The organism is Labilibaculum euxinicum (assembly GCF_963678175.1).
Lineage (GTDB): Bacteria > Bacteroidota > Bacteroidia > Bacteroidales > Marinifilaceae > Labilibaculum > Labilibaculum euxinus.
Map to the genome: position 1 here is coordinate 708,764 of NZ_OY782756.1, position 13,629 is coordinate 722,392.

Consider the following 13,629-nt stretch of genomic DNA (forward strand, 5'->3'; position numbering starts at 1 on the left):
ATTTTATAAAAAAAAATAATTTCGCTATGAGCTTTTTTTTAGCATACAAACTTCGCAAAGCTTCTGATACTCTTGGTATTGAAAATAATAGAGATACTCTTAGAAAAGACTTTGAAGACTTTAAATCTTTTTCTGTTTCGGAGGAATTGAAAGATTATTATGATTTGGAAGCCTATATTCAGTCTGAGAAATTCAAATCAAACAGGAAAACAATAGAAAGTAAGTGCTATAAAAAGAGTGATCTTTTTAAGGATGAAAAGGATTTTAAACGTTTTCAGCGATCTAAAAAATTCAAGACTTATTTTCGATTAAAAGGTTCTAATGAATTAGCCACTTTTGAACTAACCAAAGTATCAGATGAAATTGCGCGATTCAAGGAGTTGGATTCTATTGTTCACTCTGCAAATTTTAATAAGAAAGAACAATTGGAAGAATTGAAGGAGTTTAAGCTGATGAAAAGTTCTCAGCATATTAAGGACTTTTTTAAGTTTGAAAAATCGAAATCCTATAAAATTTATAAAGAGCTTGAGGATTCGAAAGAACTGGAAGAGTATTTGAAATTAGAGGAAAAGATTAGTTCTGATGAATTCAGGGAAGAAAAAGCTGATTTGCTGGATAAAAAGAGATTCGAAAAGACCGATGATTATAAGAAGCTTCAGGAATATCTGGCTCTGAAGGAATCCGACAGATATAAAAAGTACTTTGAGCTTAAAAATAAAAATCCGTTTGAAGAATTAAAAAAATGGGAACTTAGCTTTTCTGAAGAATTTGATTCCAAACAATTGGATGAAGAGAAATGGATCAATAAATATTTTTGGGGTGAGGAATTGCTGAATAAGGGATATAGTTTAAATTCAGATTTGCACACTTTCACCGAAGGTAAAAATATAGATCACTCGGCTTCTTCAATTCTGCTGCAGGCGCGAAAAGAAAAACATCAAGGTTTGCTGTGGAACCCAACAATGGGTTTTGTGCCTAAAGAATTTGATTATACATCCGCAATTATCAATACCGGAAAATCATTTCGCCAAAAATACGGTCGGTTCGAAGCCAAAATAAAGCTTACAAATCCAAATCAGGTTATGCATTCATTCTGGATGGTTGCTGATAAAAATTCTCCTCATATAGATGTTTTAAAGATTTCCGGCGATGGAAAATTGTTGATAGGAAACTATTGGGGGAGTGAAAGCCAAATTCATTCAAAACATTTTAAAATAAAGGGAATTGACCTTTCGAAAGGTTATTTTATTTACACCTTGGATTGGAATAAAAATGAATTGGTTTGGAAAATAAATGATGTGGTGGTAAAAACTCAGACCGAAGGTGTTCCGCAAGACCCAATGTATTTAAATTTTAGTATGGGCATTACAAAAGAACAGGCAAACGTAAATGCTTCCCTCGAAATAGATTGGGTACGATGCTACAAAATAAAGGAATAAAAAAAGTGCCCCGGTTGCGGGCACTTTTTTAATTTAATGATGTTCCTACATTAAATACACTAAAGTAGTTATCTATTGAATCGGCAAGTTGAGATTTCAGGTCATCCAATTCTTCTTTTTCCATTTCTTCTTCATCCCAATAGGTAAGGACGATATTAAGGTAGTCTTTAATTAGTTCAGGAGATGTTTCAAGACCCAGGTCGCTTCTTAGCAACAGATTAAACTCGGCAAACCACAATAAGGCTATTTTGTGTTCATGAACAGTCCCTTCAACAAATGAACTTAAAGATTTAAATTCCAAAAATTTCTTGATGGTTCGTTCTGAAGCTAAATAATACAATTTGGTTCCTAATTCCAAAAATTCTTTCTGTAGTTTTTTAAAATTACTTTTACTTTTCTTTTCGCACAATATCTTCATGAAAAATGCATTAATCCGAAGAAATTCCTCACGTTTTTCGTTAGAATTATTTGCAGAAGTATGAGATTTGCTCAATTCATTTTTTATTTCAATCTCACCAGAATCCCTTGTGGTATTTCTCCTTTCCTGAATTAAAAAGGAAATTAAGAAAGCGAGTGCCGCCAAGCTTAAAATCTGTAATATCATTGAAGTGATTTCCATGAGTAGTGTTATTATAAAGATGGTTAATATAGTAGAATGTCTGTAACAAGTTTGTAATGAAAAATTTACGAATTATTATGTTCTTACACAAAACAAGAATGTCCGTTTTTATTTATCTATGTTTTTATTGGACAAACAGGCTGTTTTTCGAGACTAAAAAATGATTTTAAGTTTTTATAAATTTCCCAGTAAAATCAATAGAATCAGGCCTTTTCAGATTATGTTTACAGGTCATAATTTATATCATTTTCCTTTGGTTATTCAATCTTTATTTTGAAGCATAAATGAAATATTAGTTATCTTCAATTAAACAGTACGAGCATATGATATTTTATAAAAAAAAAGCTGACCCTTTGGCCAGCTTTAATTGGATGAATAGAATAAACTATTTTTTAGAAAACATATCGTATAAACGATGTTCAATTTGAGTTGAAAGGCGGAACATGACCGGCGCAATAATTAGTGTTAAAAAAGTTGCAAAACTAAGTCCGAAAATAACAGTCCACGACATAGGTCCCCAAAATGCAGTACTATCGCTGCCGAATGATAATTGCGGATCGAATTCACTAAACAAAGTGAAGAAATCGAAATTCATACCTACGGCAAGAGGGAACAGACCAAGAACTGTTGTGATTGCTGTTAGCATAACCGGACGTAATCTGGTTTTACCTGCTTTTGCGATACAATCAACCTCTTCGGCAGAAGTCAAATATTTGCGTTGGCTTCTGTCAATGGTCTCTATTTTGCGTTTCCGAAGCAAGTCAATGTAATCAACAAGCACAATTCCGTTGTTTACAACAATTCCGGCAAGTGAGATAATACCGATTCCCGTCATTAAGATGACGAATGGCATATTGAAAATACCTAAACCAAGGAATACACCGATTGTACTAAAGAGTACGGTAATCATTATAATTAGCGGCTTAACTGCCGAATTAAATTGTGTAACCAATATAAGGGTAATTAATGCAAGGGCAATTAATAAAGCCTGAGTTAAAAATGCTGATGTTTCATCCTGTTCTTCCTGTTCTCCGGTTAATTTGTGAGTGTATCCTTTTGGCATTTCGGAATCGGCTAAAACTTCCCTTATTTTAGCATTTATTTCATTGGCATTAAACCCTTCTTCTACGTTTGAGTAAATTGTAACAACACGTGTGTTATCAATTCTATTAATTCTTTCGTAGGTTGAACCATAGTTGTAGCTTGTAACAGCCGATATTGGAATCTGAACCATTTGGTTACTTACCGGACTCATTACATTAATTTTCTGGTTCATAAGAGAGGGAACGTCATATCTGTATTTATCTGCCAGACGGAGCATAATGTCATATTCATCTTCACCATCTTTAAATTTGGATACTTCCAAACCATATAAGGAATTACGAAGTGCACGTGCTACCTGATTAGTTGATAAACCAAAGCGTCTCACCTTGTCCCGATCGATATTAATCAGCATTTCTGGTTTTCCCTGGTCCAGATCTAGTTTCAATTCTTCAATACCGGCAATTCTTTCGTCATCTATTTTCTGTTTGATACGATTTGCCTGAACCAACAATTGTTCAAAATCATCACCTGAAACCTCAATATTGATTGGATGTCCAACAGGGGGACCTTCAGAATTTTTTTCAACAAATATTTTAGCACCGACAAAACCTTTAAAATTTGCAGTTAGTTTCTTCATTAATTCGGAAGTACTAACTCCACCTCTTTGTTTGTATTCAACGAACGAAATACTTGTTAATGATTTATTTGCTGAACGGGAACCTTCAAACATGCCGCCTTTACCTGAACCAACATTGGTTGAAATGGAACGAATGATATTTTTATAGGGTTCCATTGTTTTCTTTACAATTTTTTCAACCTCAACGGAAATTTCGTTGGATTTGTGAATATCAGTTCCCAATGGAAGTTCCATAGTAACGTAAACAGACTTGGGATCGTTATCCGGAAAGAAAACGACTAAAGGCTTGGTTCCAAAATAAAACATGATGGATACAATCATTAAAACAAAAGTTCCAAGAAAGAAAAGTAAGGGACGAATACCTTTAAGTGCATACCTCAGGGTTCTTTCATACGAGTTTTCGAGTGCAACCAGAAATTTTAACTGAAACCAACGTGCAAAAGGTTTTAGCACCAATAAATTTGTTACGATTAGTAAGCCTATGCATGCCAAAAGATTTGCCATGATATAAGTATCCAGCATTCCAAATGCTTTTGATACGTAGAATGGAAGTGAGGCAATTAGGAAAGATCCTGAAATAATAAGGAATTTTTTGGCGTCAATCTTTTTCGAAATATTATCGATTTTTACAAAACTAGCTGTAAATACAGGATTTAGAATTAATGCCACAAACAGCGATGATGACAATACGATGATTAAGGTAATAGGCAGATATTTCATAAACTCACCCATGATTCCACCCCAAAGCAATAATGGGAAAAATGCGGCAAGGGTTGTTGCTGTTGATGAAATAATCGGCCCTGCAATTTCACTTACCCCTTTTTTGGTCGCTTCTAGTTTCGAAAGGCCTTCTTCATGCAGACGATATACGTTTTCGACCACAACAATTGCATTATCAACAAGCATTCCCAATGCCAAAATCAAAGAAAACAGAATCATCTGATTTACCGTGTATCCCATTTGATTGAGAATAATAAACGAGATAAACATCGACATAGGAATTGCTAAACCTGAGAAGAGCGCGTTGCGCAATCCCATAAATAAATAAAGGATCAGGATAACCAATAACATTCCCATAATAATGGAATTTTCAAGGTCGCTTACCTGACCACGAACATCTTCAGATGTATCATCGGTAACCGTTACGAGCAATCCTCTTGGTAAATTCCCCAATTCTTTCTCTTTCGAGATAATTTTATAGATTTCATCGGTTGCAGCCAAAAGGTTTTCACCGGATTTTTTAGAAATTGAGAGGGAAACTACGGGATTGTTATTCAATCTTGAAATGGAAGAAAGTTCTTCGTATCCATCTTCAATTTCGGCAACATCCTTAAGATAAACCACTTTACCATTGGTAACTTTTACAATAGTATTTTCGATTTGCTGCATGTTGGTGTAATCGGCACTGGTACGAATGCTTCGCCGGGTGTTATCAGTGATTAAAGTACCTGCACTCACTGTAACATTTTCATCGCTGATGGCAGTCTCAATATCCTGAAAGGAAACACCGTTTGCTTCCATTTTGTGCAAATCGGCATTGATCTTAATTTCTCTTTCATCAACCCCTTTAATATCAGCCTCAGAGACTTCAGGCAAGGCTTCAAACTTATCTTGAAGATCTTCTGCAAATTGTTTTAATTCGTTCAATCCAAAATCGCCCGAAAGGTTAATGTTCAGGATTGGAAAATCAGCAAAATCTATGTCTTCAACAATTGGATCCGTATCCAAATCATCAGGTAATTCGCTTAAAGATTTGTCTACTTTGTCTTTTGTATCCTGAAGAGCTTGTTTTACATTTACATCAGTGTTAAACTCAACAACAATCAAACTCATATCCTGATAGGAGGCAGAAGACATTTTCTTAACTCCTTTTAAGGATTTTAACTCCTTTTCAATGGGTCTGGTTATCAGATTCTCGATATCAACCGGAGAGTTTCCCGGATAAGGAGTTGAAATTAGAATGTTCGGAATCACTACTTCAGGAAAATATTCCCGAGGCATACTTTGGTACGAAAACCAACCAAACATGCAGAGAATTGCAGTTAGAATAAAAATGGAATTCTTATTCTTTAATGCTCCGAATGTTGGTTTAAACTGCCTTTGATTTTCTTCGGCAGCGCCTGTATCTTTGATTTTATCCATTTTATTTGAAATTATTTGGTGCTAATCAGCGATCCGTTCACAACTTGAGAAAACCCATCTGTTATAATTTGGTCTCCTAGCGAAAGACCAGAATCAATCATCGAAACATTGTTGTAGGTTTTGGAAACAGTTACATATGTTTTTCTCGCCACAAGGTTTTTTCCCTCCTTTTTAGCTATGTACAGATAGTTTCCTTCAAAATCTTTTTTAATAATAATTGAAGGAACAACCATGGCATCCTGAACTTCATAATCCTTGATTTTCATTACAGAAATCAAATTTGGCTTGATCATGTGTTTTGGATTGTTAAGGTTGATTCGAATTTTGAAACTTCTGTTTGCAGGATCAATTACATTTGATGTGCGGTAGATATTTGCTTTGGTCTGGTAATTAATAGCCGGGAAATCCAGTTCTACAGCTTCTCCTGCTTTAATAAAATTTAAGAATGTTTCAGATACATCACCTTCAACATAGACTTTATCAATATTAACCAATTGAGCAAATGGAATAGAAGGTCCTGCTAATTCTCCTTTTTTCTGATGTATTTCATCAACAATACCATTAAAGGGAGCCATGATAATTGCCATATCTTTTTGAGCTTCCAAACCTTCCAGTTTGCGTTCGAATCCTTCTTTATTTGCTTTTGCCTGCAAGTATTCTATTTCAGAACCAATCTTTTGGTTCCATAAACGCTCTTGTCTTTCGAAGATTGTTGTGTTTAGTGCAAGATTGGTTTTTACCTCGTCAATTTGTTGCTGAATTTGAGATGTATTTAATTTCCCTAAAATATCACCTTTGTTCACATGCTGTCCTTCAGTTACATCAACAGAAATGATATTTCCGGCAGTTTCCGGAGTTATCGTTATGTTTTTATCGGCTTCCACATTACCGGTTACTTGTATATAATGTTCAAATTTTGATGTCGCTAATTTTTCAACAACCACATTTATCGTTTCTTCTTCGTTACTTGTACTTCGAATTTCATTTTCCAAATCTGCTATTTTGGTTTTCAAAATAGAAAGTTCTGATTTATACTGTTTTAATTGTTCGGATTTGTTCTCATTTTTTTCCGAGTTCTTTGCAGAACAGGCAAAAAGTAATGGAATAATACAGGCTATAAGTAAGTTCTTCATTTTATAATGTTTTTTGTAGGATGTTAGTATTACAATTTACCCAAGGCTTTTTCAAAGGCAATTTTCGAATTTAAAAGCGAGAGCGTTGAATTAATATATGCGGAATGCGAATCCAGGTATTGTTTTTCGTTTTCAGATAATTCTGTACTTGTAGATATTCCTTCCTTAAATTTGATTTGGGTTCTATCGAAAATTCGTTTGGCAATTTTTAAGCCTTCTATATCATTTTCATATTTCTCCTGAGCATTCAACAAGTTGGTAAAAGATAGAGTTACATCCATTTTAAGATTTTGTTGAGTCATCTCCTGTTGATTTTCCAGCTTCATAAAATTGATTTTCTCTTGCTTAATTCTTGAACGCTTTTGGCCTGCCGAAAAAATCGGCATTTTTAATTGAAATCCAAGAACTGATGATTTAAACCAGGGAACATCAGATCTGAATACATTGGTATAATCTGAACTGGTGTTTTTACCATAGTTGTAAAATGCCGAAATGGTCGGTAAATAAGCCGCTTTTTCATTTTTTATAATCAATTCCTGTGCTTTTAATTGGGTCTCAATAATTCTGAAATCAATATGATCAGACATATTAAAATTCGAAATTACCGGCGATTCTGTTCTAATAGGATCAACCAGTTCTTCCAGGCTATTGGTCAACTCAATTTTTTCATCAATTTCTATCCCTAAGCCAAATTTTAATATAATTAGTGAGGTTTGAATAGCTCTTTTGGCATCTGCTAATTGATTTTTATTTGTATTGAGCATCAGTCGAATTTGATCTACATCCAATTCTTCTCTAAAACCATTTTGGTGATACGCATCAGTTTCGGTTAGGAGTTTCTGATTAATTTCGAGATTTTCCTGAATGGTTTTGTAATTTTCTTCGGCAACCAAAACGGTAAAGTAGGCTTGAGACACAGTATTTTTAATCTCAATTTCTGATTTTTCTTTTTGATTCTGAGAAAGTTGTACAAAAACTTTGGCAGCCATTGTTCCAACAATGTAAGATCCGTCGAAAATTTTCTGACTAACACTAACTGAAGCAGAGCTGGTATATCGCTGACCAAATTTAATTGGAGTATAAGTTCCTGGTGTGCCTCCAAAAAATTCAGAAGGAAGCAAGGAAACTGATAAATTTAGATTATTGTTGTAATCAAGTGCTGCGTCAATTTGAGGCAAACCATCGGCAATCGTTTCCCAAACCTTTTTTCTGGCCACTTGCAAATCATATTCAGTTGATTTTATCGAGTACGAATTCTCCAAAGCGTACTGTTGTGCTTCGGCTAAGGTAAGTTTTAAGTTGGATTCAGTTTGTGCTTTTGCGGGAGTACCGAGTCCAATAAAAATCACCATTAATGCTGGTAGGATGTTTTTCATTGTATTATTTAAATTTATTTTTAAAATATTCAATTCCTTTATTTGTACAAATACCATAAAGATGATAGAGGGTCAGTTCTATGTGCATATCTTTATTAAAAACTTCATTGCTTGAAAACACCTGATATTCGGTTGTGTTAAGATTTAAATAAAAACTAACCAGATTTTTACTTATAAACAGAACATCTAATTCCGGCCGATACAGGCCTTCTTTAATTCCTTTTTGCAGATTGTAAATTATCTCTATTTGGAAATTTTTAATTTTCTCCTCTTTAATTTTTAACCATATTTCAGGGTAGTATTTTTTTAGATCATAGTCTAACGAATCACATTTTTTAAGAATCCTCTCGTTAATAAAATTAAAAAATTCAAAATACTGATCGAGTGCGTTTAAATTGATTATTCGATCAGATTTAAAGGAAAACTGAGGGTTTTTGATATCCCATTTACAAGCTTCATTTATTAATTCATTTTTGTTAGTGAAATAATTATATAATGTTTTTTTAGACATGCCCATTTTTGAAGCAATATCATCCATCCTTATACTTTTAATACCATATTGGAAAAATAAAGCCCAACTAGTAGTAATGATATTTGTTTTTTGCTCATTCATGCAGCAAATATAAATCAATAAAGAACTCTGGAAACTATCTTTGTGTTAAAAGTTTCCTTTCTTTGATTAACTCTTCTTAACACTAAAGTCATTTTAATTCTATAGGTTTATATATTGCAACAATAAAAATATAGATCTTGTTTTATTTCAGATCAACTTATTAGGTAACTCTTCATATTTTATCGGTAAAAGGATTGAGACAAGGTATTTTACAGGAAGGAGTCTTTGTGAACTAAATACTAAAACGTGAATTTTGTGGTTATTAAAGGAAAGATGATTTGAATGAAAAATTTATTAGGGCTCTTTTTGTTGTTTGTTGCCGGTAACAGCATCGCACAAGTTTCCTTGGTTGGAGGAGAACGTATTGATTATTTCAGCAGTTGGACTGAACGGGGAGCTAAGGTGGTTCCCTCGGGTGAAATACATCTAAGTGCATTGGCTGTAAGCAGATATGGGAATTATCCCAAAACGGAAATTAATTCTCAGTTATTACTGTTTCCATTTGCTCCTAATATTGGAGTAAAACATGAATGGTTCCGGCAAAACACAATTGTTTCAACCCAACACAGCTTTTATTATCCAACGCTTGGTCTTAAATGGGCAAGAAGTAGTGGATTTCAAGATCAAATCCCCGAGTCGGCAGTAATTCCGCATATTTTCACCTTTAGAAATGAATTGATTGTTAGTCATATAATTAATCCCCAGCCTAAAGATTGTTTTATTAAACTTCCCGATTTAGTACTTACAGGAAGGCTTGGTTTTGATTTTTCGTTAACAACAGGAGACTCTCAGTTACCATTACTGGATTATCATTTTTTATACCACAGAACAGCATCCTGTCATAACAGCCAAAAGCTTTATTTTGCAGGAGTAGAATTGGATGGAAATGTTTACCGGAATTTTAACTTTTCGATCAACGCAGATTATTATTCTATCGATTTTAATGGTGAATGGGCTGCTGAGAGTCAGGGGAAAATTCATTGGCACCGCGACAGTAAATTTTCTGTTTCGGGAGGGTACAAATTATACTACCTGAACACCAATTACGGGTCTCAGTTTTTAGCGATGCCGGTTATCGATTTTGTCTTTAAATTGAATCACACAACCCGCCTTCAGAATGGTTTATTTAAAAAATAGAAATCCATTCTTTAAAGGAATGGATTTCTATTTTTATTCGTGATACAAACTAGTGTACAAATATCTTTTTATATTTCTTTTGGGAGTTTTCTTAAATTCCTCGGGAAATACAATAACCCGTGATATTTTCATATAGGCAGGAAAGCTTTTGTTTAAAATTTGCTTGTCCTTATTAAGAGCTTCTTCAATTTCGTCTTTGTTTAATCCTTCTGCATCACAAGCTTCGTAATCCGGATAGATTAGTGCAATTAACTTATGATCTTTATCATCAGTAACAATTGATTCCTGAATAAACGGCATATTATTTAAGCATGCTTCAATTTCTTCCGGATAAATATTCTGTCCGGATGGACCAAGCAGCATATTCTTACATCTGCCTTTGATGTATATGTTATCGTCTTTATCAATGATTCCAAGATCACCTGTTCCCAACCAACCGTCTTTATCAAGGGCTTCTTTTGTAGCTTCAGGATTTTTGTAGTAGCCCTTCATTACGTTGGAGCCCTTCACCTGAATTTCACCTACAATATTAAACGGGTCGTCAGATTTGATTCTAACCTGCATGCGATCAACTACTTTACCACAGGAATGTGCACGAAATTTACTGTTTGAACTATAACTAATTAATGGACCACACTCCGTCATTCCGTAACCAACAGAAAATGGAAATTCTATTTTTAGAAGAAAATCTTCCACTTCTTTGCTTAAGGCCGCGCCTCCAATAATCACTTCGATAAATTTCCCGCCAAAGGTTTCAGTGAGTGAATTTCGAATCTTTTTGTAAATTTTCTTTTCCAGTAATGGGATCTTCAGCATCAGTTTCACTCTTCTGCTTTCCAATACAGGCAATATTCTTTTTTTATAGATTTTCTCCATTATAAGAGGAACCAAACAGATTAACCGAGGTTGTACTTCCTGAAAGGCTTTGGTAATTATTTGAGGAGTTGGTACTCTCGAGAGAAATATAACATGACAACCACAACAGAATTCGGTGAGGAATTCGAACATACAGCCGAATACATGTGCCAATGGCAAAAATGAAACGATCTTGTCCTGAGGACGAAAATCCATATAATCGAAGCCAATTTGTATATTCGAATACAGTGACTCATAGGCCAGCATTACCCCTTTCGAAAATCCGGATGTACCTGATGTATACGATAGAACTGCAATATCTTCATCTTTAGGATTGGCGTAATTCAGTTTGTTTTTATCTACCTTATTTTTTAGTGATTCTGCATTGGCTTTTTCAACTGCTTTTTTCAATTTGTCGCACGATGAACAAAAAACGTTATAATCCTCCAATGAAATAATACCTTTCAGTTTTTCAATTTTTGAATCATCAATTTTATTGAAAATATTTTCGGTTGTAAAAAGTAATGTAGATTCGGAATGATTAACGATGTGATGAATATCGCTGGAATTAAAATCAGGAAGAATGGGTACAATTACAGCTCCATAAGTTATGGTTCCCAAATAAGTAGCAGCCCAATTGTTTAAATTACGACCAATAACTGCAATTTTGTCTCCTTTTTTTATTCCTAACTCTTTAAAAAGAAGATGCATCCAATGTATTCTTTGAGCAACTTCCTGATAAGTTAAGGTGTCTTTTTGGTAATTGGTAAATGCTGGTTGCTCCCAGTTTTTATGTATGGCTTTTCGAATCTTTTCGATTAACTTATTCTCAATCATATACTTACTGATTATTTGAAGGCCTTAAAGATACTAATCTTGACAAAAAATCATAATCATACTTGTATTAAATTCCTTTGTGATATAAATAAGTATCATTAAATCAATCGTTTGCACTACTGCTTTAATGTTGAAAAAAAAAGGTATTTCAGTTTATTAAGAGAATAAATATCGAATTTGTCTTACGATTTTGGCTGATTATTTACTTAATAAGACCATAATTGAATCCAATTTTATATTTTTGTAAACTTATTATCTCATTAACCAGTAATATAAAATGGAACAGAAAAGAATTAAGATCAAAAAGCTGTTGATTTCAAATGAAGTTGGCAGTGAAGTAAATGTGAAAGGTTGGGTTAGAACCAAGCGTGGAAACAAGCAAATTAATTTTATCGCTTTAAATGATGGTTCTACTATTAATAATCTTCAGATCGTTGTTGATGTTCCAAATTTTAATGAGGATTTATTAAAGAAAATTTCTACAGGTGCAGCGATTTCTGTTGTTGGAGAGGTTATCGCATCGCAGGGAAGCGGACAAAGTGTTGAGATTTCTGCTACAAAAATTGAGGTTTTAGGTGTTGCCGATCCCGAAAAATACCCACTTCAACCAAAGAAACATTCTTTGGAATTTTTGAGAGAAAAAGCGCATTTACGTTTTCGTACCAGTACATTTAGTGCGGTTTTCCGTATTCGCCATGCAATGGCTTTTGCGGTACACGAATTCTTTAATAAAAAAGGTTTTTTCTATATGCATACGCCGCTTATTACAGGTTCGGATGCTGAAGGTGCCGGTGAAATGTTTAGAGTAAGTACTTTGGATGCTAAAAATCCACCTTTAAACGAAGATGGAAGCATTAATTATAAGGAAGATTTCTTCGGGAAGGAAACAAATCTTACAGTTTCCGGTCAGTTGGAAGGTGAATTGGGAGCAATGTCTTTGGGAGAAATTTATACTTTTGGTCCTACATTCCGGGCTGAAAATTCAAATACAACCCGTCATCTGGCAGAGTTCTGGATGATAGAACCTGAAATGGCTTTCTATGATATCACCGATAACATGGATTTGGCCGAAGAGTTTTTAAAGTATATGATTAAATATGCTTTGGATAACTGTATGGAAGATCTTGAATTTTTGAGTAAGAGATTAAAAGAAGAAGAAAAAGGGAAGAAAGCTGATGAACAATCAATGGAATTGATTGAGAAATTGAAATTTGTTTTGGAGAACGACTTTGTTCGTTTAACTTATACTGAGGCAATTGATATTCTTCGTAACTCTCAGCCCAATAAAAAGAAGAAATTTCAATATTTGATTGATGGTTGGGGAGCTGATCTGCAGTCTGAGCATGAGAGATATCTGGTAGAGAAGAAATTCATGAAACCGGTTATCTTGATTGATTATCCAAAGGAGATTAAATCTTTCTATATGAAACAAAATGAGGATGGAAAAACTGTAGCTGCTATGGATATTCTATTCCCGGGAATTGGTGAGATTATTGGAGGATCGCAGCGTGAGGAAGATTTGGATAAATTGGTGACCCGTATGAAAGAAATGAGTATACCTGCTGAAGATATGGATTGGTATTTAGATACCAGAAGATTCGGAACAGCTACTCATAGCGGCTTTGGGTTAGGATTTGAAAGAATGATGTTGTTTGTTACCGGAATGGGTAATATCCGCGACGTAATTCCTTTCCCAAGAACTCCAAAAAATGCTGAGTTTTAAGAGGGTAAAAACCAAATGATATTGAAAACCGTATTGCATATGTAGTACGGTTTTTTTGTGCTCTAAATTATGAA

Annotated in this window: 9 protein-coding genes; 3 read left to right on the forward strand and 6 right to left on the reverse strand. The window is 34.1% G+C overall.

The features are described 5' to 3' along the window. Nucleotides 1-26 precede the first annotated feature (26 nt). Complete coding sequence (locus tag ACY0M5_RS03195; RefSeq protein ID WP_461630790.1) at nucleotides 27-1,439, forward strand: glycoside hydrolase family 16 protein; 1,413 nt, start codon at nucleotides 27-29, stop codon at nucleotides 1,437-1,439. Nucleotides 1,440-1,467: 28 nt separating this feature from the next. Here ACY0M5_RS03195 and ACY0M5_RS03200 read toward each other — a convergent pair whose 3' ends face one another. The 5 genes from ACY0M5_RS03200 to ACY0M5_RS03220 form a co-directional block, all read right to left on the reverse strand. After that, nucleotides 1,468-2,058 (reverse strand): hypothetical protein, encoded by a 591-nt coding sequence (locus tag ACY0M5_RS03200; protein ID WP_124994514.1) that lies wholly within the window; start codon nucleotides 2,056-2,058, stop codon nucleotides 1,468-1,470. Nucleotides 2,059-2,443: 385 nt separating this feature from the next. Further along, entirely contained in the window at nucleotides 2,444-5,881 is a 3,438-nt protein-coding gene (locus tag ACY0M5_RS03205) for an efflux RND transporter permease subunit (protein WP_461630791.1), read from the reverse strand. 11 nt (nucleotides 5,882-5,892) lie between these two features. Continuing rightward, the gene (locus tag ACY0M5_RS03210) at nucleotides 5,893-7,014 is read right to left on the reverse strand and encodes an efflux RND transporter periplasmic adaptor subunit (RefSeq protein ID WP_461630792.1); all 1,122 of its coding nucleotides are present in this window, start codon (nucleotides 7,012-7,014) and stop codon (nucleotides 5,893-5,895) included. Nucleotides 7,015-7,043: 29 nt separating this feature from the next. Next, nucleotides 7,044-8,390, reverse strand: a complete 1,347-nt coding sequence (locus ACY0M5_RS03215; protein WP_160463531.1) for a TolC family protein — start codon at nucleotides 8,388-8,390, stop codon at nucleotides 7,044-7,046. A 4-nt stretch (nucleotides 8,391-8,394) separates the two neighbouring features. Next, nucleotides 8,395-9,003 carry a TetR/AcrR family transcriptional regulator gene (locus tag ACY0M5_RS03220; protein WP_461630793.1) on the reverse strand — a complete coding sequence of 203 codons (609 nt, stop codon included), beginning with the start codon at nucleotides 9,001-9,003 and terminating at the stop codon, nucleotides 8,395-8,397. Between the two features lie 282 nt (nucleotides 9,004-9,285). Here ACY0M5_RS03220 and ACY0M5_RS03225 point away from each other — a divergent pair, with 282 nt between their 5' ends. After that, nucleotides 9,286-10,140, forward strand: a complete 855-nt coding sequence (locus tag ACY0M5_RS03225) for a hypothetical protein (RefSeq protein WP_461630794.1) — start codon at nucleotides 9,286-9,288, stop codon at nucleotides 10,138-10,140. Nucleotides 10,141-10,173: 33 nt separating this feature from the next. Here ACY0M5_RS03225 and ACY0M5_RS03230 read toward each other — a convergent pair whose 3' ends face one another. Next, nucleotides 10,174-11,832 carry an AMP-binding protein gene (locus ACY0M5_RS03230; protein ID WP_461630795.1) on the reverse strand — a complete coding sequence of 553 codons (1,659 nt, stop codon included), beginning with the start codon at nucleotides 11,830-11,832 and terminating at the stop codon, nucleotides 10,174-10,176. A gap of 277 nt (nucleotides 11,833-12,109) precedes the next feature. Here ACY0M5_RS03230 and asnS point away from each other — a divergent pair, with 277 nt between their 5' ends. Further along, the gene (gene asnS, locus ACY0M5_RS03235; RefSeq protein ID WP_156194744.1) at nucleotides 12,110-13,555 is read left to right on the forward strand and encodes an asparagine--tRNA ligase; all 1,446 of its coding nucleotides are present in this window, start codon (nucleotides 12,110-12,112) and stop codon (nucleotides 13,553-13,555) included. Nucleotides 13,556-13,629 lie beyond the last annotated feature (74 nt).